This is a genomic window from Mucilaginibacter sp. P2_A5 (genome assembly GCF_056404995.1).
In genome coordinates this window covers 61,498-85,732 of sequence record NZ_JBFUCY010000004.1, presented here as the reverse complement: position 1 = coordinate 85,732, position 24,235 = coordinate 61,498, and the positions used below count along the sequence as shown (strand labels likewise).

At 42.7% G+C, this 24,235-nt stretch carries 21 protein-coding genes; 19 read left to right on the top strand and 2 right to left on the bottom strand.

The window, feature by feature from the left end; all coding sequences use genetic code 11:
* Nucleotides 1–95: 95 nt before the first annotated feature.
* Nucleotides 96–1,133 carry an exonuclease domain-containing protein gene (locus tag AC1DXF_RS04870; RefSeq protein ID WP_477446695.1) on the top strand — a complete coding sequence of 346 codons (1,038 nt, stop codon included), beginning with the start codon at nt 96–98 and terminating at the stop codon, nt 1,131–1,133.
* Between the two features lie 132 nt (nt 1,134–1,265).
* Here the strand turns inward: AC1DXF_RS04870 and queG are convergent, their stop codons facing one another.
* Nucleotides 1,266–2,195: a tRNA epoxyqueuosine(34) reductase QueG gene (gene queG / locus AC1DXF_RS04865; protein ID WP_477446693.1), complete on the bottom strand. Its 930-nt coding sequence runs from the start codon at nt 2,193–2,195 to the stop codon at nt 1,266–1,268.
* A gap of 161 nt (nt 2,196–2,356) precedes the next feature.
* Here queG and AC1DXF_RS04860 point away from each other — a divergent pair, with 161 nt between their 5' ends.
* Nucleotides 2,357–2,722 (top strand): SpoIIAA family protein, encoded by a 366-nt coding sequence (locus AC1DXF_RS04860; RefSeq protein WP_477446691.1) that lies wholly within the window; start codon nt 2,357–2,359, stop codon nt 2,720–2,722.
* Nucleotides 2,723–2,767: 45 nt separating this feature from the next.
* Here AC1DXF_RS04860 and AC1DXF_RS04855 read toward each other — a convergent pair whose 3' ends face one another.
* Nucleotides 2,768–3,451, bottom strand: coding sequence for a hypothetical protein (locus tag AC1DXF_RS04855; protein WP_477446689.1), 684 nt, complete (start codon nt 3,449–3,451; stop codon nt 2,768–2,770).
* Nucleotides 3,452–3,636: 185 nt separating this feature from the next.
* Here AC1DXF_RS04855 and AC1DXF_RS04850 point away from each other — a divergent pair, with 185 nt between their 5' ends.
* From AC1DXF_RS04850 to AC1DXF_RS04770, 17 genes are all read left to right on the top strand, one after another.
* Nucleotides 3,637–4,203 (top strand): acyl-CoA thioesterase, encoded by a 567-nt coding sequence (locus tag AC1DXF_RS04850; RefSeq protein WP_477446687.1) that lies wholly within the window; start codon nt 3,637–3,639, stop codon nt 4,201–4,203.
* A 72-nt stretch (nt 4,204–4,275) separates the two neighbouring features.
* Nucleotides 4,276–6,183, top strand: a complete 1,908-nt coding sequence (locus AC1DXF_RS04845; RefSeq protein WP_477446685.1) for a tetratricopeptide repeat-containing sensor histidine kinase — start codon at nt 4,276–4,278, stop codon at nt 6,181–6,183.
* Between the two features lie 244 nt (nt 6,184–6,427).
* Nucleotides 6,428–7,510, top strand: coding sequence for a fatty acid desaturase (locus tag AC1DXF_RS04840; RefSeq protein WP_477446683.1), 1,083 nt, complete (start codon nt 6,428–6,430; stop codon nt 7,508–7,510).
* 206 nt (nt 7,511–7,716) lie between these two features.
* Nucleotides 7,717–9,246, top strand: coding sequence for a TolB family protein (locus AC1DXF_RS04835; protein WP_477446681.1), 1,530 nt, complete (start codon nt 7,717–7,719; stop codon nt 9,244–9,246).
* A gap of 154 nt (nt 9,247–9,400) precedes the next feature.
* The gene (locus tag AC1DXF_RS04830) at nt 9,401–10,309 is read left to right on the top strand and encodes a sugar phosphate isomerase/epimerase family protein (protein ID WP_477446679.1); all 909 of its coding nucleotides are present in this window, start codon (nt 9,401–9,403) and stop codon (nt 10,307–10,309) included.
* A 196-nt stretch (nt 10,310–10,505) separates the two neighbouring features.
* Complete coding sequence (locus tag AC1DXF_RS04825) at nt 10,506–11,033, top strand: gluconate 2-dehydrogenase subunit 3 family protein (RefSeq protein ID WP_477446677.1); 528 nt, start codon at nt 10,506–10,508, stop codon at nt 11,031–11,033.
* Between the two features lie 3 nt (nt 11,034–11,036).
* Nucleotides 11,037–12,752: a GMC oxidoreductase gene (locus AC1DXF_RS04820; RefSeq protein ID WP_477446675.1), complete on the top strand. Its 1,716-nt coding sequence runs from the start codon at nt 11,037–11,039 to the stop codon at nt 12,750–12,752.
* Between the two features lie 295 nt (nt 12,753–13,047).
* Complete coding sequence (locus AC1DXF_RS04815; RefSeq protein WP_477446674.1) at nt 13,048–14,727, top strand: GMC oxidoreductase; 1,680 nt, start codon at nt 13,048–13,050, stop codon at nt 14,725–14,727.
* A gap of 24 nt (nt 14,728–14,751) precedes the next feature.
* Nucleotides 14,752–16,182, top strand: coding sequence for a Gfo/Idh/MocA family protein (locus AC1DXF_RS04810; protein WP_477446672.1), 1,431 nt, complete (start codon nt 14,752–14,754; stop codon nt 16,180–16,182).
* 175 nt (nt 16,183–16,357) lie between these two features.
* Nucleotides 16,358–16,930, top strand: coding sequence for a gluconate 2-dehydrogenase subunit 3 family protein (locus AC1DXF_RS04805; protein ID WP_477446670.1), 573 nt, complete (start codon nt 16,358–16,360; stop codon nt 16,928–16,930).
* A gap of 418 nt (nt 16,931–17,348) precedes the next feature.
* Nucleotides 17,349–18,500, top strand: a complete 1,152-nt coding sequence (locus AC1DXF_RS04800; protein ID WP_477446668.1) for a Gfo/Idh/MocA family protein — start codon at nt 17,349–17,351, stop codon at nt 18,498–18,500.
* Nucleotides 18,501–18,509: 9 nt separating this feature from the next.
* On the top strand, nt 18,510–19,562 hold the full coding sequence (locus tag AC1DXF_RS04795) for a sugar phosphate isomerase/epimerase family protein (RefSeq protein WP_477446666.1): 1,053 nt from the start codon (nt 18,510–18,512) through the stop codon (nt 19,560–19,562).
* 57 nt (nt 19,563–19,619) lie between these two features.
* Nucleotides 19,620–20,828: an MFS transporter gene (locus tag AC1DXF_RS04790; RefSeq protein ID WP_477446664.1), complete on the top strand. Its 1,209-nt coding sequence runs from the start codon at nt 19,620–19,622 to the stop codon at nt 20,826–20,828.
* A 179-nt stretch (nt 20,829–21,007) separates the two neighbouring features.
* Entirely contained in the window at nt 21,008–21,448 is a 441-nt protein-coding gene (locus tag AC1DXF_RS04785; protein ID WP_477446662.1) for a c-type cytochrome, read from the top strand.
* 175 nt (nt 21,449–21,623) lie between these two features.
* A complete protein-coding gene (locus AC1DXF_RS04780) occupies nt 21,624–22,514 on the top strand; it encodes a hydroxypyruvate isomerase family protein (RefSeq protein ID WP_477446660.1) in 891 nt (296 codons plus the stop codon).
* Between the two features lie 49 nt (nt 22,515–22,563).
* Nucleotides 22,564–23,439, top strand: a complete 876-nt coding sequence (locus tag AC1DXF_RS04775; protein WP_477446658.1) for a sugar phosphate isomerase/epimerase family protein — start codon at nt 22,564–22,566, stop codon at nt 23,437–23,439.
* Nucleotides 23,440–23,453: 14 nt separating this feature from the next.
* A complete protein-coding gene (locus AC1DXF_RS04770; RefSeq protein ID WP_477446656.1) occupies nt 23,454–24,224 on the top strand; it encodes a 3-keto-disaccharide hydrolase in 771 nt (256 codons plus the stop codon).
* The last annotated feature ends 11 nt before the right edge of the window (nt 24,225–24,235 follow it).

Sequence of the window (24,235 nt, the reverse complement as noted above, 5' to 3'; positions counted from 1 at the left end):
AAAATAAAACTTAGATATTAATTAAATTAAAAAATTTATTGTGCTGATTCTTTTTAGGACATTTGCGACCTTTACAGTACTACTGAATTATAACAATGAAATTAAAACTAAAACGCCCGCTTGCCTTTTTTGATCTGGAAACTACGGGGACTAATATCGGGGTTGATAGGATAGTCGAAATATCGGTTATTAAACTACACCCCGATGGCAGCGAAGAAGTTAAAACCTGGCGTGTGCACCCGGGGATGCCCATCCCCCTGGAGTCGTCGTTGGTACACGGTATTTATGACGAACATATAAAGGATGAGCCGGAATTTAAAGCCCTTGGCCAGGCCATTGCCGAATTTATTGGCGATAGCGACCTTGCAGGCTATAACTCCAACAAGTTTGACATCCCAATGCTGATGGAAGAATTTTTGCGTGCCGGCGTACAGTTTACATTGGATGATCGCCATTTTGTGGATGTACAGAATATATTTCACCAGATGGAGCAGCGTACGCTTAAAGCGGCCTACCAGTTTTATTGCGATAAAAAGATTGAAAACGCCCACTCGGCCGAGGCTGATACCCGCGCAACCATGGAAGTTTTGCTGGCGCAGATTGAGCGTTATGAAAACATGCAATGGGAAGATAAAAAAGGAAACATCACTACCCCGGTTGTAGGCGATGTGGAAGCTTTACACCATTTTACCAACCTGAGCAAACCAGTTGATTTTGCCGGCCGTATGGTTTACAACGAGCAGGGCGAAGAAACCATTAACTTTGGTAAACACAAAGGTAAAAGGGTTGAGGATGTATTAAACGCCGAGCCAAGCTATTATTCATGGATGATGCAGGGCGACTTTCCGTTATACACTAAGCGTAAATTAGAAGAAATTTATACCCGCTGGAATGCTAAAAAAGCTGCGGAGCGCCAGGCAAAAAACGCTGCCCAGCAGCCAAAACCAGCTGTACAGGCCCAGGCGCCACGCCCGGAAGCCCCAAAGGCCGATTACCCTAAAAAAGAATTTCACAAACCTGACCATACCAAAACCCAATATCCGCCCAAACCCTTTAAAAAGAAGGATGAACCGGCCCAGCCCGTTAACGACGATATGCTGGCTCAGTTAGCATTAAAGTTTAAAAAAGGATAAAGGAGTTTTGAGTGATGAGTTTTGAGTTTTAAAAGGTCTCCTTAAATTATTAGCAATAAAGTTTAAGGAGACCAATTTATTTAAAACAATAAGCATTAAAGTGGCTTTTTCTCACAACTCACAACTCACAACTCACAACTTCAAAAAATCGATATTGCGCTTCAAGCCGCTGAATTTGGTGCGTTTTACAGCCGAGTATTTAAACACTTTTTGAAATACATCCTGGGTAATATCTTGCCAGTCGGCGGCTTTTAGGTGCAACAAATCAGGGTGCGGGGTAAAGGCCGGTTCGGTGTTTAAAACCGAAAAGCGGTTCCATGGGCATACGTCCTGGCAAACGTCGCAGCCAAACATCCAGTTGTCCATTTTGCCTTTAAATTCCTGTGGAATTTCGTTTTTTAATTCGATAGTAAGGTATGATATGCACCGGCTGCCATCAACCACATAAGGGCCAACAATAGCATCAGTAGGGCAGGCATCAATACAATTGGTACAGGTGCCGCAATGATCGGCAGTGGGGGCTATATCATATTCCAATTCCAGATCAATGATCAGTTCGGCCAGGAAAAAGAACGAGCCTGCTTTTTTATTGAGCAGGTTGGTATTTTTGCCTATCCAGCCCATGCCCGATTTTTTGGCCCAGGCCTTGTCCAGTACCGGCGCCGAATCAACAAACACCCGGCCGCCAACTTCACCAACGTTTTCGTTGATGATTTGTAATAACTGTCTCAGCTTATCTTTTATAACGGTGTGGTAATCTATGCCATAGGCGTATTTTGATATTTTGGGCGCATCTGCATCGGTTTGCCGGTTATCGGTATAATAATTAATACCTAAAGAGATCACCGATTTTGCACCATCAACCAGCAGGCGCGGGTCAAGGCGTTTATCAAAGTGGTTTTCCATGTACTGCATTTCGCCATGCATGTTTTTTTTTAACCACGATTCAAGCCGGGGGGCTTCCTCTTCTAAAAATTCAGCTTTTGATATGCCGCAAAACAAAAAGCCAAGCTTTTGAGCTTCGCTTTTTATTAACTGGCTGTATACCGTCCTGTTTTGCATATCGGTACAAAGATACTACAAAATAAAATTCGTAATATATACGGTGTTTGGCAATGAATATGAAATAGTTAGATATTGTAATAGTATTTCTACAGAAAAAATCCAGATTGTTTAATCAGTGGTGTGGTTTTTGTAACTATTGATAAATATATAATTTATAAATGCTAACTCACTTAAGCTACCTGCCGCAACACGTTTTAGGGCTACATGCCACGGGTGAAATTACAAATGCCGACTATGAGAAAGCGTTGGAGCCTTTGCTTGACGAACATATAAAACAACACGGAAAAATTAATTTTATACTGGTATTGGAAACCGACATCAAGAATTTTGACGCGGGTGCCTGGTGCGGCAATATTGGAATTGGCCTGAAATATTTTACCAAGTGGAATAAAATGGCGATTGTTACCGATAGGGATGGCGTGAGGGAATTTAGCCATCTTTTTAAATATATACTGCCGGGCAAATACAAGGGCTATACCCTTAACGAATTGAACGAAGCCGTTAAATGGATAGCAGAGAAATAGCCTGTTGGGCAGGCCGCGATTTGGAGCTTGCTAATAATGTACTTGCTAAAAAATTAGTGTGCCGTCGTCGTCAATAAAACACCGGGTCACTATCCTACAGCTTATCGGCTCGCCATTTACTGTAGCGGGAACAAATACTTTGTCTTCTTCTTTCAAAACATTAACGTTCATGTTAAAGGTTTTTGAAAAATTGCCACTGTAAATAGTCACCTTAAAATAGGCCAGCCTGCCGCCGGGGCTCACCAGTAATTCAACAACGGCGATAGATGCTTCCCTGCTTATATCCATAAGGTTTGCCGGCAGCTTGAATAATTTTAAATAGGGGAGGTAACCAAAGTACCGCCCGCCGATTTTAATTGGTTTGGTGGTACGGTCGGTATCGGCAAGCTGTCTATCAACAAAATACCTTAGGTTTGATGTGGTATCTTCGGGTGCTTCGTACAACAACGCTTTTTTTGTATAGTCGTAGTTTTGCAGCAAATGGCCGTCGGGGGCATAAAAACGCCAGATACCCACTTTTACATCATTATCAAAACGGCCAGTGGCCAGGGCATAAGTTTTATTGTAAATCATCTGGTACAGGCCTTGCCTGGTACTTTTATCACTTTTTAAAACAGTTAGCTTTTCGGTAATGTGCGCGTTTATTTTATGACTGCGCTCAACCGTTTCCTGGGCAAGGGCCGCATTTATAAAAAGCAGGGTAAAAATTAGCAGGGTTAATTTTCTCAAAGACGTTGTGGATTTTGGGTAAATATAAAACGCGGATACATCAATATCAAATAGTTGGTTTAATATCACGGCTTGTTTTTTTTGACCATTTTACCCTATGAGGTTTAATGGATATTAGCTATTGTAATAGTTTTGTTGCATTAATAGCACGGGATGCTTAAACTTGTAGCCATAAACCATATTTCATGACTGCGCTAACTGATCAATCCGATTACAAAACGGTGCGTTTTTCTGAGACCACAATAACCGAATTGATGATCCCTTCTTATTCAAATTTCGGCGGAAAGATCCATGGAGGTATTTTGCTGTCGCTGATGGATAAGGTGGCTTATGTTTGCGCCGCCAAACATGCCGGTAATTATTGCGTTACCGCATCTATTGATACTGTTGATTTTTTACAGCCTGTTGAGGTGGGCGAACTGGTATCATTAATGGCATCGGTTAATTATGTAGGCAATACATCGCTGGTAGTTGGCATCAGGGTAGTATCTGAAAATATAAAAAACAACTCGGTAAAACATACCAATACCAGTTATTTTACCATGGTATCAAAAGATGAGCATAACAAACCCGCTAAAGTACCCGGTTTAATACTGGAACACCGGGAACATGTAAGGCGCTTTATTGAAGCCAGGCGCCGTAAAGAGATTAAGCAAAGCTATATGAAGGAAGTTGAGCAGATAAAAATGCCTGATAACTATGAGCATTGTATTGAGCTTTTGAAAGGCGAAAGGTGCCTGATTGCAGGTTAAATAAAATTAGGATTAGTTTGCCAAAATGTTTGGCATAATATTGCAGATAAGAATTCAATCCCCTACTAATAAATGAGGCGAACTATTGGCCAGGTGCTATTATTATTGCTAACGCATAGGATGTGCTATGCCCAAAAAGATGCGCCAATTGTTGCCGTTACCAATATCGCATCTATCAAAATAACGGTTGACAGCCTCAACAAATCTGCAGGTGAACGCTATATGGGCGCCCCTGATCAGGCGCGCGAAATGGCCGGCAAAGCGTTGCTGCTTTCCGAAAAAATAAAATACGATGCCGGAACAGGTTTGGCTTACGTAAACCTGGGCCATGTATACTGGTCGCAATCCTATTATCCCATCAGTTTATTTTATCTTAATTCGGCTTTGCCATATTTACCTAAGGATAATGCCACTTTGCTGGCCGAATGCTATAGTGCAATAGGCCGTACCTACCTGGAACTTAAAAACTATCAGCAGGCAATCAATAGTTTAAACCTGTCGGCAAAATATGCCGGAAATGATACCAAAATGCTTGGAGAGTTTTACACCGAGAAGTCGCTGGTATACATCAGGATGCGTGATTATGCGCGGGGCATGGCAGCAAGTTTGCAAGCCTTAAAGCTTTGCAGGGCCATCGGCGATGATAATAACACCAATATTATTTATACACGGTTGAGTTCGATACAGCGCCTTCAAAAACAGTTTCAAAAATCGATAGCTTATGATGATACCGCGTATTACATGAGCTTTAAAACCAATAACCGGCGATTGCGCGCGAAAACCCTTATTGAATACGCCGATAACTATAATGGCCTGAAGCAGTTTGATAAAGCAATTGAGTATGCCACAAGGGGCGCCGCGCTTGCTGATAGCATTGGTTTGATGAACGGTATTTCGGATGCCTACAGGACCATCATGTTTAGCTTCGAGCAAAAGAAAGATCTTGCCAATGCGTTAAAGTTTCAAAAGAAGTATAATGGGGCCCTTGATTCGTTGAACGAATCTGATAGGAGGCGCAATACCGAACTGATCCAGAATTATTTTGCTTTAAACGCCCGGCTTAAAGAGATTGCTGTAGTTGAACAAAGGGCCAAAGAAGATAAAGATAAGATCCATTTCCAAAATGCCATCATTATCACGCTCATCATCTCGTTGTTGGTTGTGCTTATTGCTTTATATATTACCTATTATAATTTTAAACAGAAGAAGCTATTGAGTAATAAGCTAAGCAGGCAGCATGAAGCCTTACTGGTGCAAAAGGGCCTGATTGAAGAACAATCGGCTAACCTTGCAGCAGTAAATAAGCTGAAGGATAAATTACTGGCCGTAATAGGACACGATTTGCGTACCCCTTTTGCAAACCTGCGTAGTATCATGGGGCTATTTAAGGATGATAACTTAAGCCTTGAAGATATGCACGGCCTGATGAAAAAAATGGAACCGGTAATTAAAGGCGGCGAACTTACATTATCCAACCTGTTGGAGTGGGCGGGCAGCCAGATCAGGGGAATAAATTTAACGCCATCTGCTGTCGACATAAACCTGGTGGGCGAAGAGTTGGCACAGATTTATAGTTACCAGCTACAGCAAAAAAACATCAGGTTTCAAAATATAGCTATTACCGGCCACATGGTAAAAGCCGATGAAAAGCATATTAAAGTGATTATAGGCAACCTGGTTAGCAATGCGATAAAGTTTACCGATGATAATGGCATTGTAACCCTGAGCAGCTACGTTACGGATGACGAGCTTGTAGTTAATGTTAACGATACAGGCAAAGGTATTGCTGGGGACCAGTTGATTAAGCTGTTTGATCTTAATTCGCACTTTACCCAAAATGGCACAATGGGCGAGGTTGGCACAGGTATAGGCTTGTTTTTATGTAAAGAGCTGGTAGAATTTAATGGCGGGCGCTTGTGGGTTAAATCAGAGGTAGGTAAGGGGAGTACCTTCAGTTTTAGTTTACCGCTGGCCGGCTAAGCAAAAATTATTCCTTTTTGTGTTAACAAATCATAAAGCTTTTACGTAAAAAAAGGTGGTAGTCAAAAAAGTTTTCTGAAATATATATTACCGGATAAGTAATTTAATTATTTAGAAATCGTTTTAACTATATATAGAGATTTAGTAAAATCAATTATATTTTCTAAAATAATGATATGGTGAATTTTTTACTATATTGTGACAATATTTATTACTCCTAACATTTTTTATTCCTGCTAATTTAATGGCTTTTTTAAACACAGTGCTCGAACCACCCTCGTACGGATGGACGGATGAGGATGGTAACCTTGCAAAACCTACCAATGCAACAATTTTAAAAGAATTTTTTTCGAGACTGAATGTTTTCCGGGACAAAAAAAACTGGCTTTCATTTTTAAGCTGGTTTTTAGTGCTTGCATTAACACCTTTCCTGTTTTTGTTTGTATTCAAATATTTCAGTATCATAGGCTTAATAGTGGCTTTTGTTTACAGCATGATTATTATGGGTACCCATGGTACTATATGGCATCATAGGTATTGCACACATAATGCCTACACTTTCAGCAACAAATTCTGGCGTTTTTTTACACAAAACCTTACGCTTAAAATTATTCCCGAAGAGATTTACGCGGTATCGCACCACGTTCATCATGCGCTGTCAGATCAGCCCGGCGATCCTTACAATGCACAGGGCGGCTTTATGTACTGCTTTTTGGCCGATGTAAATCACCAGCCCGTAGCCAGGAACATGACCGAAGCTTGCTATAAAAAATGTGTTAACTTAATGAAGCACGTTGGCGTAACCCCTAATACCTATAAGCAGTACCAAAAATGGGGTACAATTGCCAACCCGTACCGCACCATTGTTGGTATTATCCTTAACTGGGGCTTCTGGTTCACCGCATTTTACCTGATGGGTGGGTTGCCCCTGGCTTGCGCTATCTTCGGCTCGGCCGGATTTTGGGCTGTAGGCGTGCGTACCTTTAATTATGAAGGCCACGGTAAAGGGCAAGACAAACGCCGCGATGGCACCGATTATAACCGCGAGGATATGTCTATAAACCAGTTATGGCCTGGTTACGTGGCCGGGGAGTGGCATAACAACCACCACCTGTATCCTAAAAGTGCCCGCTCTGGCTTTAAGCCACATCAGTTTGACCTGGCCTGGTGCTATATCAAATTCATGAGCATGATAGGCGCCGTTAGTTCATACCGCGACTCGAAAAAAGAATTTTTGCTTACTTATTGCAATAAAGTACAGGTGCCGGTTACAGCACTGGCTATAAAACATATGGAAGTTAAGCCAGTACTGGTGCGGGCAAAGTAAAAGTGCTGACTTTCAGGACTGCCCGTTTATAATATCATCTTATTTTAAAGCGCCATTGCTGTTTCAGCGGTGGCGTTTTGCGTTTATCTCCTTTTTGTTGTGCGCCCGGATAAGGCTATTTATGTTAAAATAGTTACATTTTATTTACGATAGTAATTTATATATTAGCGAACCAACTAATCGTACAACTTAAACACCCGTAATCAATGTTAAATAAGCTTTTCTGTTTTGCAGCTTGCTTGTTGTGCCTTGTTTTTGTTAACAAAAAGGTACAGGCACAGGGGCTGGGGATATTTGATAATCAAACAGATGTAGGTACTATCAAACATCCGGGCGGTGGGCAATATGATGCCAAAACGCAGCAGTACGAGCTTAGCGGCTCGGGACAAAACATCTGGGCTACGCGCGATGATTTCCATTTTGTGTGGAAACGCATGAAAGGCGACTTTATATTACGCACCAACGCCGCTTTTATTGGTAAAGGTGTCGAGTTGCACCGTAAGGTTGGCCTGATGGTACGCAGCACCTTAGATAGTAATTCAAAACACATCAACGCTGTTGTTCATGGCGATGGCCTTACATCGTTGCAATATCGCAAAGTTGTTAGTGGTATTACCGAGGAGAAGAAGGCAGGCATCACCGCTGCCGATGTTATACAGTTAGAACGTAAAGGCAATACCTACACCATGTCGGTAGCCCGTAAGGGCGACTTGTTTGTTACCGAAGAAGTAAGCGATCTTGACCTTGGCGACGAAGTTTATGTGGGCATTTTTATCTGCTCCCATAACGCAGATGTAACCGAAAAGGCAACTTTCAGCAATGTACGTATTATAGTTCCGGCACCTGCAACATTGGTACCTTATAAACAATACCTGGGTAGCAGCATCGAATTGCTTGATGTAGAGACTCAAAACAGCACCATTGTTTACCAGTCGCCGCGATCATTGCAAGCACCAAACTGGATGAAGGATGGTAAATCATTGATCTATAACAGTGACGGTTCGTTGTTTAAGTTTGATCTTAAATCCAATACGCCGGTACAATTAAATACAGCGCCGGCAAAAAACAACAATAACGATCATATACTTTCTTTTGATGGCAAAATGCTGGTTATCAGCAGTGGCGATGGTGGCCCTTCCATAGGGTACACTGTTCCGGTTACAGGAGGCCAGGCGAAAAGGATTACAGCACCCGGCGTTGGCGCAAGCTATATGCATGGCTGGTCGCCGGATGGCAAATACCTTGTATTTTGTGGTCAAAGAAATAAAGAATTTGATGTATACCGCATCCCATCAGATGGAGGTCCCGAAGAAAGACTGACCACTACGCCCGGTTTGGACGACGGGCCCGAATATACACCCGACGGAAAATACATCTACTTTAATTCGGTACGTAGCGGGCTGATGCAGATTTGGCGTATGAAAGCCGATGGCAGCGAGCAAACGCAAATAACTAATGATGATTATAATAACTGGTTCCCGCATATATCGCCCGATGGCAAATGGATCGTATATATCACCTTCTTTAAAAACGAAGTGGCCCCGGACGATCACCCTTTTTACAAACATGTATTTTTAAGGCTGATGCCAATAGGTGGCGGCCCATCAAAAGTAATTGCTTATTTATATGGAGGGCAGGGTACTATCAATACTCCATCGTGGGCGCCGGATAGTAAACACCTTGCTTTTGTAAGTAATTCAGATTTATTGTTCCCGGTATTCCCGAAAGAAAAATAAGAAGAATCAAGAATTAAGAGTCAAGAATCAAGAAAAAATAAATTATTAATTTGAACCAGGTGATTTAAGATTATAGAAAAGGCACTTCATTTTAGAACGAATTACTTCTATCTTGACTCTTGATTCTTGTCTCTTGATTCTAACCCCCAAAATTATGACTACACGCAGATCATTTTTAAAAACAGGCGCCCTGGCCGTTGCCGGCGCTGCCCTTTTGCCCGATAGTTTATTTGCCGCACCCAAAAAACTTGAAAGGGTTGGCGTTCAGCTTTACAGCGTACGTGATGCCATGAAGCTTGACCCTAAGGGGACGCTGAAAAAAATTGCCGATGCGGGTTATCATCACGTCGAACATGCCAATTATGTCGATCGGAAATTTTACGGCTTCACCGCGAAAGAATTCAAAGCCATCTTGAATGACCTGGCGCTCAAAATGCCAAGCGGCCATACCGTAATGACGGCGCAACACTGGGACGAATCAAAAAAAGATTTTACCGATGCCTGGAAGTACACGGTAGAAGACGCTGCAACCATGGGGCAAAAATTTGTAATAAGCCCGTGGCTTGATGAAAAAGTACGCACAGATATGGATGCGCTGAAACGCGCCATGGAGCAATTTAACAAATGTGGCGAGTTATGCCAAAAATCGTCGATGAAATTTGGCTATCATAACCATCATTTCGAAATCAGCACCAAAGTAGGCGATATCACCCTGTATGACTATATAATTCAAAACACCGACGCCTCGTTGGTTGCACAACAAATAGATATCGGTAATATGTTAACTACCGGTGGGCATGCGCTTGAATTTATTAACAAATACCCAGGCAGGTTTGAGTCGATGCATGTTAAGGACGAAATAAAGGTTGCCCCACATGATGGCGATGATACCGAAAGCTGCATTTTAGGCCAGGGCATTATGCCGGTGAAAGCGATAGTAAAGGCAGGCAGCAAAAAAGGCGGCACTTCGCTTTTTATAATTGAGCAGGAAGCATATCAAGGCAAAGATCCGGTGGAGAGTGTAAAAATTGATTTACAAATCATGAAAAAATGGGGTTATTAATAGTATAAAGGTAACTTACACCATCAACGGATTTAATTTTTGAGGCGGTTAGCTTAAAAGCCTAAAATTACTAGGTTTGAATTCCGTTATAAACATACACACAGATTAGTTTAATTGCCTGCCTATTGCAGGTAAATAAACCAATTCCTGCTAAAACAATTTACTTGATATGCACAGGCGTACTGTAATAAAAAATTTGGCTCTGATAATAGGCGGCGCGGCAATACTTCCGGCATGCCATCGAATAGGGGGTAAGGCGTCTGTAACGCTTAAAAATGTTGATATCAGCGCCGATCAGGGGAAACTGGTAGGTGATATTTCTGAAACGATCGTTCCAAAAACAAATACCCCGGGCGCTAAAGATCTGGGGCTGCATTTATTTGTATTTAAGATGCTGGATGATTGCTATAAAAAAGAAGACCAGCAGGCATTCATGACCGGAATGGGACAGTTTACCGATATTGTTAAAAATAAATACGATAAATCTTTTTCGGATTTAAGCCAAAAACAGCGCGAAGAAATACTGTTAAATATTGAACATGACAAAGACGAAAAAAGCACCGCAAATCCGAAGGAGCTCAAAACTTTTTACGGGATAATAAAAGGCCAAACCGTAAATGGCTATATAAAGTCTAAATATTTTATGACAAAGCAAGTGGTGTATGAGCTTGTACCCGGTCGTTACAATGCCCGTTTCCCGTACAAGCAAAAGCAATCAGCATAAATAATGGCTAATTTAAATATAGATAGCGTTAAAGACAGAACATTTGATGCGATAGTGATTGGCTCGGGGATGAGTGGCGGCTGGGCTGCTAAAGAACTTACAGACAAGGGCCTTAAAACCCTGATATTGGAACGTGGCCGCGATGTAAAGCACAACAAGGATTACCCTACCACCAATATGTATCCCTGGGAGTTTGAGCACCGCGGAGAATTGCCCGTTGCTGTAAAAGAAGCCAACCCGATAGTAAACCGCTGCTACGCTTTTGGCGAGGACGCTGCTCATTTTTTTGTGAAAGATAACGATCATCCTTATGTACAGGAAAAACCGTTCGATTGGATTCGTGGTTACCAGGTAGGCGGTAAATCGTTACTTTGGGCCCGCCAAACCCAGCGCTGGAGCGAATTTGATTTTGAAGGCCCTGCCCGTGATGGTTTTGCTGTTGATTGGCCTATCCGGTACAAGGATATTGCGCCATGGTATAGTTATGTAGAAAAATTTGCAGGTATCTCTGGTAACAGAGACGGTATTGCAGAACTGCCCGATGGCGAGTTTTTACCAGCCTTTCCACTAAATGCTGTCGAAACTTATTTTAGTAATCACGTAAAAAGTAAATACAGCAACCGGCATGTGATAAGCGCACGTTGCGCGCATTTATCAAAACCCAACCAAATTCATTTAGATCAGGGCCGGGTACAATGCCAGGAGCGTATTTTGTGCCAGCGCGGCTGCCCGTTTGGCGGATACTTTAGCGCAAATGCTTCTACCATTCCCTGGGCATTAAAATCGGGCCATGCCACTTTACGCCCCTTCTCTGTTGTACAGGAAATTATTTACGACGAAAAAAAGGGCAAGGCAAGCGGCGTTCGTGTTATCGATGCCAACACAAAAGAAGCTATCGAATATTATGCCGATATCATATTTGTAAATGCGGCTGCTTTAAACACCAACCTCGTGCTGCTAAATTCCACGTCACATCGTTTCCCCAACGGGTTGGGCAATGATAGTGGTGTATTGGGTAAATATGTTGCCTTTCACAATTATTCGGCACATATAGGGGCCGAGTATGATGGCGAAAAGGAATGGACGACCGATGGCCGTAACCCGGCCGGTGGTGGTTATATTCCACGATTCCGTAACGTTTACAAACAGGAAACTAGCTTTTTACGCGGGTATGCTTCGGGCTTTAGTGCGTATCGGTACCAGCAGCGCCCTTGGGATGGTGTTGGCGCCAGCCTGAAGGATAACCTGGTTAAGGATAACCTGAGCGGCTGGAAAGTAGGATCGCACATGATGGGCGAAACCATACCCAAAGAAAGCAACTACGTGGCCCTTGATAAAGCGTTAAAAGACCAATGGGGGATACCGCAACTGAAAATATCGGTTGACTATGATGATAACGACGAGAAGATGAAGAAGGACTACGTAGAGCAGTTGACAGAAATGTTTACCTCTGCGGGTTTTACCAATATAAAAGCCAGTACCGATAACCGCGCACCGGGACTTGATATTCACGAAATGGGTGGTGCCCGGATGGGTAACGACCCTAAAACATCAGTATTAAATAAATGGAACCAAATGCATGCTGTAAAAAATGTATTTGTAACCGATGGCGCCTGCATGACCTCAACCTCATGCCAAAACCCATCGCTTACCTACATGGCCTTTACCGCGCGGGCAGCCGACTATGCGGTGAGTGAGATGAAAAAGGGAAATATATAGTGGTGAGTGGTGAGTGGTGAGTAGTGAGTGGTGAATAGTGAGTGGTGGGTAGTGAGTGTCATGAGAGTAGTGAGTGTCATGAGAGTAGTGTGGGATAGCGAGTTGTGAAAAGTATCGGTGAATCGTTAAGATCTAATATCATTTAATAAACTAACCACTCTCCGCTCACCATTCACCACTCCCCACAACACATTGTGTAAAAAAAACACAAAGCATATTTGTAAAATAATTTTTATTCATACATTTAACCGAACAACCAAGTAATAAACAAAATTTAACAACCTAATATAATTGTATGTCTGCAAATACTTATGACGCTATTGTCATCGGCTCGGGGATATCTGGTGGGTGGGCTGCCAAGGAACTGACACAAAAGGGTTTAAAAACCATTATGCTGGAACGCGGCCGCGATATCAAGCATATAAAAGATTATGTGAACGCTAATAAAGATCCATGGGATTTTACCCACAGAGGCGGGCGCACACAAAAAATGATTGACGATTATCCTGTTTTAAAACGCGATTATCCACTTAACGAGGTCAATCTTGATTATTGGGCAAGCGATAAGGACAGTCCTTACACAGAAACAAAAAGGTTCGATTGGTTTCGTGGTTATCACGTAGGTGGTCGTTCGTTAATGTGGGGCAGGCAATCATACCGCTGGGCCGATGTTGATTTTGAGGCCAATTTAAAAGATGGCATCGCGGTTGACTGGCCTATCCGTTATAAGGATGTAGCGCCGTGGTACAGCTATGCCGAGAAATTTGCAGGCATATCTGGTAACAGAGATGGCTTGGCCATACTTCCTGATGGTGATTTTATGCCGCCAATGGAAATGAATGTGGTTGAAAAGGATGTTGCCAAAAGATTAAAAGATCATTATAAAGAGGCGCGCGACATGATTATTGGCCGTACAGCCAATATTACCATACCGCATAACGACCGTACAAATTGCCAGTACCGCAATAAATGCTGGTTGGGTTGTCCGTTTGGTGCTTATTTTAGTACGCAATCGGCTACATTGCCGGCTGCTATGGCTACGGGTAATTTAACGGTAAGGCCGTGGTCTATCGTTACAAAAATTTTGTACGATAAGGATACCAAAAAAGCCAAAGGTGTTGAGGTGCTGGATGCAGAAACCAATCAAACCTATGAATATTTTGCAAAAATTGTGTTTTTGAATGCATCAACAATTAACTCAGCCTGGATATTGATGAATTCGGCAACCGACGTTTGGGACGGCGGTTTGGGCAGCAGCAGCGGCGAACTTGGCCATAACCTGATGGATCATCACTTAGGTGTTGGTGCATCTGGCAGGTACGAAGGCTTTGAAGATAAATATTACTTTGGCCGCCGTGCAAACGGATTTTACATCCCTCGCTTTGCCAACCTTGGTGGCGACAAACGCGATTTTATCCGTGGGTTTGGTTACCAGGGCGGTGCAAGCCGCGAAGGCTGGAGCAGGGATATTGCCGAATTAAACATAGGCGCGGCCTATAAAGATGCACTTACCGAACCAGGCTCATGGTCGGTTGGTATGGGCGGCTTCGGCGAAACGCTGCCTTATCATGAAAACAAGGTTACGCTTGATAAAACCAAAAAAGACAAATGGGGCTTGAATGTTGTTGCCATAGATGCCGAGCTTAAGGATAACGAAAAGAAAATGCGCGTAGCCATGGAAGCCGAAGGAAAAGCAATGCTGGAAGCTGCCGGGGTTAAAGATGTGAAAACGCACAGCTCCAACCCGTTCCTTGGCCGCGGTATTCATGAAATGGGCACAGCACGTATGGGCCGCGATCCTAAAACATCGGTACTTAACCAGTGGAACCAGGTTTGGGATGCCAAAAACGTATTTGTTACCGATGGATCTTGTATGACATCTGCTGCATGCCAAAATCCGTCGCTTACTTATATGGCGCTAACAGCCCGTGCAGCTAATTATGCGGTTGAAGCATTAAAGAAAAACGAGATCTAACCAAAACATCATAATACAATACCTATGTCTGAAGAAAAAGATAACGTTACTTCAAACCCGTCGCGGCGGGACTTTATCAAAACCACTACCGTAGCTGCCGCAAGCTTCATGATCGTTCCGCGTTTTGTTTTAGGCGGAAAGGGTTATACGGCGCCAAGCGATAGACTGTTAATTGCAGGCGTTGGCGCGGGCGGTAAAGGCCAGAGCGATATTGCTAATTTTTACAAAAGCGGCAAAGCCGAAATTGCTTTTCTGTGCGATGTAGACGACAGGCGTTCGGCCAAATCACGTGCCGACTTCCCTAAAGCCAAATATTATAAAGACTGGCGCGAGATGTACGATAAAGAGCATAAACACTTTGATGCAGTATCTATATCTACTCCAGATCATAACCATGCCATCATAACCTATAAGGCGATGCAGATGGGTAAGCACGTATACGTGCAAAAACCAATGACGCATGATATTTGGGAAGCCCGGTTATTGACAGAAGCAGCAAAAAAATATAAAGTAGTAACCCAGATGGGTAACCAGGGATCGTCAAATGATGGTACCCGTTTATTATCTGAATGGTATGATGCCGATTTAATTGGCGATGTGCATACCGTTTACTGCTGGACAAACCGCCCGGTATGGCCGCAGGGTATTCAATGGCCGGCAGCCAACCCTAATATTCCTAAAGAATTAGATTGGGATCTGTGGCTGGGTACTGCGCCCAAAAAAGATTATGTCGATAAATTAGTACCGTTTAACTGGCGCGGATGGTGGGATTATGGAACAGGCGCCCTGGGCGATATGGGCTGTCACCTTGTTGAGGCACCTTTCAGGGTATTGGGTATCCAGTATGCAAAAGATGTACAGGCGAGTGTTGGTAGTGTATATGTAGATGAGTTTAAAGAAGGTCATTTCCCTGAAAGCTGTCCTCCGTCAAGCCACATCACGTTAACATTCCCTAAAACCGATAAAACTAAGGGCGATGTTAAACTACACTGGATGGACGGCGGTATACAACCCGAAAGGCCTGAAGAGTTATTACCAAGCGAAAAATTTGGCGGCGAAGAAGGTAACGGAACGTTATTTATTGGTACAAAAGGAAAAATGTACGCAAGTACATATTCAGATGCGCCCACACTATTGCCAACTGCACTTACCAAAGACGCAAAAGCTCCTCAGAAATGGGCACGTGTACAGGGTGGGGCAAATGGTCACTATGCACAATGGGTAGAGGGATGTTTAGCCGGTTATGGTAAAACAGAACTAAGTTCATCTTTTGATAAGGCAGGTCCGCTTACCGAGGCTTTGTTAATGGCAAACCTTGCAGTACGTGGACACGAATTACAGGGTGGCCGTATAAAACTGGTTTGGGATAATAACGCGATGAAGGTGATCAATTTTGATGCTGTAAACAAATATATAAAACGCGATTACCGCGAAGGTTTTGAGCTGAAAGCTTAGGTTAATTAGTGGGAGATAGTTAGTGAATTAGAGAATTAGTGAGTTAGTGATTTTGAAAATAAGGTCGCTAATGAACAAATTCAATAATTTACAGATCAAAAAAATCACTAATTCACTAAATCAGTCATTCACTAATTACAAAATCATTCACTAATTAATAAAAAATTATAAAACAATGAATAGAAGAGACGCAATTAGCAGGGTGGGCTTGTTACTTGGAGGCGCGGTAATAGGAGCCGAGTTTTTCATTTCGGGCTGTAAGTCATCAACATCCGCTTCGGGTGTGGCCGACCTGTCTAAACCAGAAATTATCGCCTTCCTTGATGAGGTTGGCGAAACCATTTTACCAGCCACAACTTCCCCGGGTGCCAAAGCAGCCGAGATAGGCAAGTTTATGGGCGTAATGGTAACCGATTGCTACAAACCGGCCGATCAGGAAATATTTTTAAAAGGTATTTCTCAAGTTGACGAAGCCAGCAATAAAAAGTTTGGTAAAAAATTCATGGAAGCAGATGTCAAGCAACGTACCGAACTGCTTACCGAACTTGATGCTGAACAAAAGGCCTACACTAAAACTAAAAAACCTGAGGACCCTAACCATTATTTCAGGATGATGAAAGAATTAACCTTGTTGGGTTTCTTTACTTCAAAACCCGGCGCAACCCAGGCTTTGCGTTACCTGCCGGTACCCGGCAAGTACGATGGTAATTTCCCGTACAAAAAAGGAGATAAAGCCTGGGCGACCTAAAAGGTTGGTTTGTAGTTGATTGGGTTCATTAGGTGAGTGGTTGGACAAGAGAGTGCTTGATTGAGTTGAATAAGAGAATGGTTGATTGAGTTAATAGGTTAATCCTATCAACCTAATTAACATAATCTAACTCAATCAACACAATCCAACTTAATCAACCTAATGAACTCAATCAATCACTCACTTAATGATAATTGGTTTGTGGTTGATTAAGTTGGATTGAGTTTATTAAGTTAGCGTTGGTTGCTTGTGTTAAATAAATGGTTACTAAGTTGAAAATATATGAACAGCAATGTTTTGAAAAATCAACTCAAATAACCAAATTTACCCTATTCAATCGATTGTATTCTATTTTAATTAATTAACTCAATTCAACTTACTCAACCCAACCCAACTCAATCAATACAACAAAAAAACAATGAAATTAAGATTAGGAATGATTGGCGGCGGGCAAGGTGCGTTTATTGGCGCCGTGCACAGGATTGCCGCCCGCATTGATGGCGAATATGAATTGGTTTGCGGCGCTTTTAGCAGTAACGCCGAAAAATCAAAAGCAAGTGGCGTTTTGCTGGGTTTGCCCGAAAACCGTGTTTACAGTTCATATACCGAACTTATTGAAAAAGAAAAACAGCTGCCTGAAGACGAACGCGTTCAGGTAATCAGCATAGTTACACCCAACCATGTTCACTTTGATCCATCTAAAGCGGCATTGGAGAATGGGTTTCATGTTGTGTTAGATAAGCCTATGACATTTTCATTGGCCGAGGCTAAGGAACTGGAGAAAGTGGTGAAATCAAGCGGCAAATTGTTTTGCTTAACACATACCTATACCGGTTATCCGATGGTAAAGGAAGCTAAGCAATTGATAAAGGCTGGTAAATTGGGAGCTATCCGCAAAGTTTATGTTGAGTATCCGCAAGGATGGCTAAGCAGCTTTTTAGAAGGAGATGACAACAAACAAGCTTCATGGCGTACCGATCCAGGCAAAAGCGGGATAGCCGGTGCCATGGGCGATATTGGTACCCACGCCTTTAACCTTGCCGAATACGTAACCGGGCTGCAGGTAACAAAAATATGTGCCGATATTAACGTGGTTGTACCGGGACGCAAGCTTGACGATGACGGGGCAGCCTTACTGAAATTCAATAACGGTGCAAGTGGTGTGCTTACGGCTACCCAGATTGCTGCCGGCGAAGAAAATAACGTAAAAATCAGGGTTTATGGCGAAAAAGGTGGCCTGGAATGGCACCAAAGCGATGCCAACTCCTTAACCCTGATGTATACCGATAAGCCGATGGAAGTATGGCGCACAGGCGGCGGTTACACCAGCTCGTTCGCGCAACATAATACCCGTACACCTGCCGGCCACCCCGAAGGTTACCTGGAGGCTTTTGCCAATTTGTACCGTAATTTCGCCTTAACTGTTAAAGCCGGTTTAGAGGGTAGGGAGGCCACGCCTGAAGAGTTGGATTATCCTGGTATTGAAGAAGGTGTGCGCGGTATGGCGTTTATCGAAAATGTGATCGCTTCGGGCAAATCAGATAAAAAGTGGACTGAGTTTACTATCTAACAAAAAACTATGAAAACCATTAAAGGACCTGCAATATTTATAGCTCAATTTATAGGCGACAACGCACCTTTTAACAGTCTGGATTCTATTTGCCAATGGGCAGCCGGACTTGGCTATAAAGGCGTGCAACTGCCAACTTTGGATGCCCGTTTCATTGATCTGCAAAAAGCTGCCGAAAGCAAAACTTATGCCGAGGAAGTAAAAGGTGTAGTAAACAGCCATGGGTTAGAAATTACCGAATTATCAACCCACCTGCAAGGCCAGCTGGTAGCGGTAAACCCCGTTTATGACGAACTGTTTGATGGGTTTGCTCCCGAACAATACCGTAAAAACCCCGCAGAGAGGCAAAAATGGGCCGTACAGCAGCTTAAATACGCCGCGCAGGCTTCAAAAAATTTAGGCTTGCAGGCATCTGTTACTTTTAGCGGCGCGCTGCTTTGGCCTATGGTATACCCGTGGCCGCAACGTCCTGCCGGCATTGTGGAGACGGCTTTTGAAGAATTAGCCAAACGCTGGACACCTATCCTTGATGTTTACGAGGATAATGGTATCGATTTATGCTACGAAGTGCACCCGGGCGAAGACTTGCACGATGGTATTACCTTCGAAATGTTTTTGGATAAAGTAAAAGGACATAAACGCGCCAATTTATTGTATGATCCATCACATTTTGTTTTACAATGCCTGGATTATTTAGAATATATCGACCTGTATCACGAACGTATAAAAATGTTCCACGTTAAAGATGCCGAGTTTAACCCGACAGGCAGGCAAGGCGTATACGGCGGTTACCAGAACTGGGTTGACCGTGCAGGTCGTTTCCGCTCATTAGGCGATGGACAGGTTGATTTTAAAGCAATATTTAGTAAGCTAACGCAATACGATTTCCCCGGATGGGCCGTGCTGGAATGGGAGTGTGCGCTTAAACATCCTGAAGATGGTGCCCGCGAAGGCGCTGAGTTTATCAAAAATCACATCATCCGTGTAACCGAACGTGCGTTTGACGATTTTGCTGCATCAGGTGCCGATGACGTGCTGAACAGGAAGACGTTAGGAATATAAAAAAACAGTACATTTGAAATAGCCAATTAACCAATTAATTAAACTTAAAATACTTAAATGCAAACCATTAACCGCACACAACTATTCAGGGCAAGTTGCTTAGCCTTATTAGTAACATCATTATCATTCGGTATTCGTGCCGGTATCATGGGCGACCTTGGTATAAACTTTCATTTAAACAAAGCGCAATTAGGTTCAATAACCGCAACGGCGTTCTGGGGATTTCCACTTGCCGTGGTTATAGGAGGAATGATTGTGGATATCATAGGCATGAAACGTTTGTTGGTTATGGCATTTATTTTTCACTTATTAGGGATACTATTTACGGTATTTGCAAACGGTTTTTGGTCCCTCTTTTTCTCAACCTTGCTTGTGGGGATAGCCAATGGAACAGTTGAAGCCGCTTGTAACCCACTGGTAACAGCGTTATATCCAGAAAATAAGACCACTAAACTTAATCATTTCCATTTGTGGTTCCCCGGTGGAATATTTATCGGAACCCTGATTGTTTTATTATTTACAAAAATAGGCTTAAGCTGGCAGATTCAGGTTGGTGTTATGCTTATTCCAACACTGATTTACGGATTTCTGTTTTCTAAACTTGATTTTCCAGTTACTGAGCGTGTTTCGTCTGGTGTATCAATGGGAGGCATGTATAAGGCGATAATCACACCATTATTTATCTTCATGTTTGTATGTATGTGCGGTACTGCGATAACTGAATTATATACCGAACAATGGGTGCCTGTCTTGTTACAGAAAGTGGTAGCAAATCCAATACTTATTGTAACTGCAACTTCGGGTATTATGGTTATAGGCAGAGGTTTTGCTGAACCGGTTATACGTCGCTTTGCTCCTCAGGGAGTTTTATTGATGTCGGCCACTCTCGCAGCCGTCGGTCTTTACTTGCTTTTTTCGTCTACCGGCAATGTGTTTTTTGCAGCGATATTATTTGGCGTAGGGGTATGTTATTTCTGGCCTACAATGCTTGGTTTTGTATCAGAAAACGTGCCGAAGTCAGGAGCTTTGGGGCTAAATCTCATGGGAGGGGCAGGTATGTTCTCTGTTTCAGTATATACTGTATTTATGGGGAGGTATTATGATAGTATCGTAAAGGCAGCTAATGGTGACAGTAGTTTTGCAGGTCAAAAAGTTTTACAAGCAACTATTATTATCCCCATTGCTTTAATAGTGGCCTTTACCGGATTGGTATTTTACATGCGTGCAAAGAAAAAAACAGCCCCATTAAGCCAGGTAACTGTTTAACGGGTCCTTTTTTCGGATAAAAATTGTATTTTTCGGCACAATTAATAAAACGAATTAAAAACAGTATAAACCGTTAAAAATTATAGGCAAAACCTAATTGGTTTTGATGGTATATACTTAATTAAAAAACAAAAATTGATGGGATTAAAGCCCCGTTACCCTAAAAACAAATTAACTAAATGAAAAAGGCTTTTTTTATTCTTGGTATCTGCGCGGTAGTATCTGCCTGTGGCGGTAATTCGGCAAGTAAAGGTGGTAGTGATAGCACAGCTGCGGCAAATCAAACTGCCAAGGCAACTAATTCTGATGCTGATACCAATGCTACTAAAACCGGTACCGAAGCAGCGGGTGGCTCGGCAGGGTCTGCCGCCGGCGAAAAACTATTGGCCGCTAATGATTGCGGAACATGTCATAAAGTTGACACAAAAGTTATTGGCCCATCTTTCCAGGATATCGCTAAAAAATACGATGCTTCCCAGGCCAACATTGATATGCTGGCCAAAAAAGTAATTTCAGGTGGTAGTGGTAACTGGGGTACAATGGCCATGACGCCGCACCCTGCGCTTGCCGAAAGCGATTCGAAAGAAATAGTACAATATATACTTGCACAAAAAAAATAACCTGGATAATTTATCAGGGCATAAGCTGTAAACTTTGGAAATCTCCGGCCGGTCATTTAATGGTACGGCCGGTAATTTCCATTGCTTTTTTATTTTGTTCTGAATTTTTTTATTAAGGTGTTTAACCAATTATAATCCGGTGGGCCAATCCCCCGGAATAAACCGATAATTAACCATGGAATCAAATCAAAACAGGCGGTCGGCTATAAAAAATATAGTTACCGGTACAGCAGCAATTACCGCGGCCGGCATGTTATCGTCATTTAAACCCGGAGAAAAAGAAATGGTAGTTGATACTGCGTTGAAAGGCAACATTAACCACGCCGTGTGCCGTTGGTGCTATGGCGATATGACAGTTGAACAACTTTGTGCCGCTGCCAAAGATATCGGCATAAAAGGCATCGACCTGGTTGGCCCGGCAGACTGGCCTACGCTTCAAAAGTATGGCTTGTACTCGTCTATGTGTAACGGTGCCGAAATAAACCTGACCGATGGCTTTGGCGATAAACAGTTTCATGCCCAGTTGCAAAAAAACTACAGCGAAATGATCCCTAAAGTTGCAGCTGCAGGTTACAAAAACCTGATTTGTTTTAGCGGCAGCCGCCGCGGTAAAGACAATGAAACCGGCTGGAATAATTGTGTTGAAGGTTTGAAACCAATGGTTGAATTGGCCGAAAAACACAATATTGTATTGGTAATGGAATTGCTGAACAGTAAAATTGACCACAAAGATTACCAATGCGATAGGGTAGAATGGGGAGCCGAACTAGCCAAAAGGTTAGGATCGGAACATTTTAAACTGTTGTTTGATATTTACCACATGCAAATTGATGAAGGTGATGTGATCCGCAACATTCGCCAATATCATCCATATATCAATCATTACCATACAGGTGGCGTACCCGGCCGTAACGAGATTGACGAAACACAGGAGCTTTACTATCCCGCAATAATGAAGGCTATTGTAGAAACCGGGCATAAAGGTTTTGTTGCGCAGGAGTTTATCCCCAAACAAAAAGATAAGGTCGCGTCGTTGCGTAAAGCGGTGCACATTTGTGACGTTTAAACCTTTAGGGATAAACACACTCTAAAAAACATTAACCAAACAGAAATACATGACATCCAGGAGAACATTTTTAGCGCAGGCCGGTTTACTTTCGGCCGGCGTAATGTTAGCGCCGTCTTTATTATCGGCAAAAGAGAAAAATGGAGCGGGGCTACAATTATATAGCTTACGCAACGAGTTGCCCGCCGATGTAAAAGGCGTAATAACCAAAGTGGCCAAAGCTGGTTACAAAGAAGTTGAAACCTTTGGCTATAGTAAAGACAAAGGCTACTGGGGACTACCAAGCAAGGATTTTGGCGCATTGCTAAAAGATAACGGATTGAGCAGCCCAAGCGGCCACTACGGTTTAGATTCGTTTTTTGGCGAAGGAAAAACTGACGATTTAAACATGTATATGGAAGTGGCCAACGCCATTGGCCAAACTTATATCATAGTGCCCTCATTAAACCATAATTTTATAAAAACGGTTGACGATTGCAAAAGCGTTGCCGAAAAAATGAATAAAGCTGCCGAAATATGCAAAGCTTCGGGTTTAAAGTTGGGATATCATAACCATAATTTTGAGTGGGCGCCGGTTGGCGATACTACGTTTTACGATGTAGTGCTAAACAATACCGACCCTAAGCTGGTTAATATGGAAATGGATTTATACTGGGTGGTACGTGCCGGCCAGGATCCATTAGCTATTTTTGAAAAACACCCGGGCCGTTTTACCTTTGTGCACATTAAGGATAGGGATAAAACCAATCCAAACCTGAATACCGAGATAGGTACCGGTGATATTGATTTTGTGAAGATATTGGGCAAAGCAAAACAGGGAGGTGTAAAACACTTTATTGTTGAGCAGGAGAATTTTACCAATATTGATCCTTATGTAAGCATAGCCCAAAGCGCTGCCTATTTAAAAAATACGCTTCACGTATAATAACCAATTGTAACATGAAATATTCGATAATATTAACCACCATTTTAGCCGGGAGTTTTTTTATGGCTAATGCGCAAAACGCCAAACCCGAGGATACCGAAATTTGGGAACCAATCCCGAAGGCTGTAGTACCGGGTAAGGTTTTAGGCGATGCCCCTTCGGATGCTATTATTTTGTTTGATGGTAAAGGTCTTGACGAGTGGGTTGACGTAGAGACCCAAACACCGGCCAAATGGACGGTAAAAGGCGACGTGCTTACCGTAAACAAAGCTACAGGTAATATAGAAACCAAAAAGAAATTTACCAATTACCAATTGCACCTGGAGTGGCGCGTACCTGCAAATATTACCGGTAGCGGCCAGGCCCGTGGTAACAGTGGCGTGTTTTTAGCATCAATAGGAAAAGGCGATGCCGGCTACGAACTGCAGGTTTTAGATTCATACAATAACAAAACCTACGTAAATGGTATGGCAGGCAGCTTGTACAAACAAGTTATTCCGTTGGCAAACCCCGGCCGCAAACCAGGTGAATGGAATGTGTATGATGTGGTATGGACTGCCCCCGTGTTTAATACTGACGGTACACTAAAATCGGCCGCAAAGGCAACGGTGTTCTTTAACGGCGTATTGGTTGAAAATAACTTCGAACTGCTTGGCCCAACCCAGTATATAGGCAAACCATCTTACGAAGGAAAAGCCCATGGGGCAGCAGCAATAAAACTACAAGCCCACGGCGATAAAAGCGAACCGCTTAGTTTCCGCAATATCTGGGTAAGAGAATTGTAAATAAATATTAA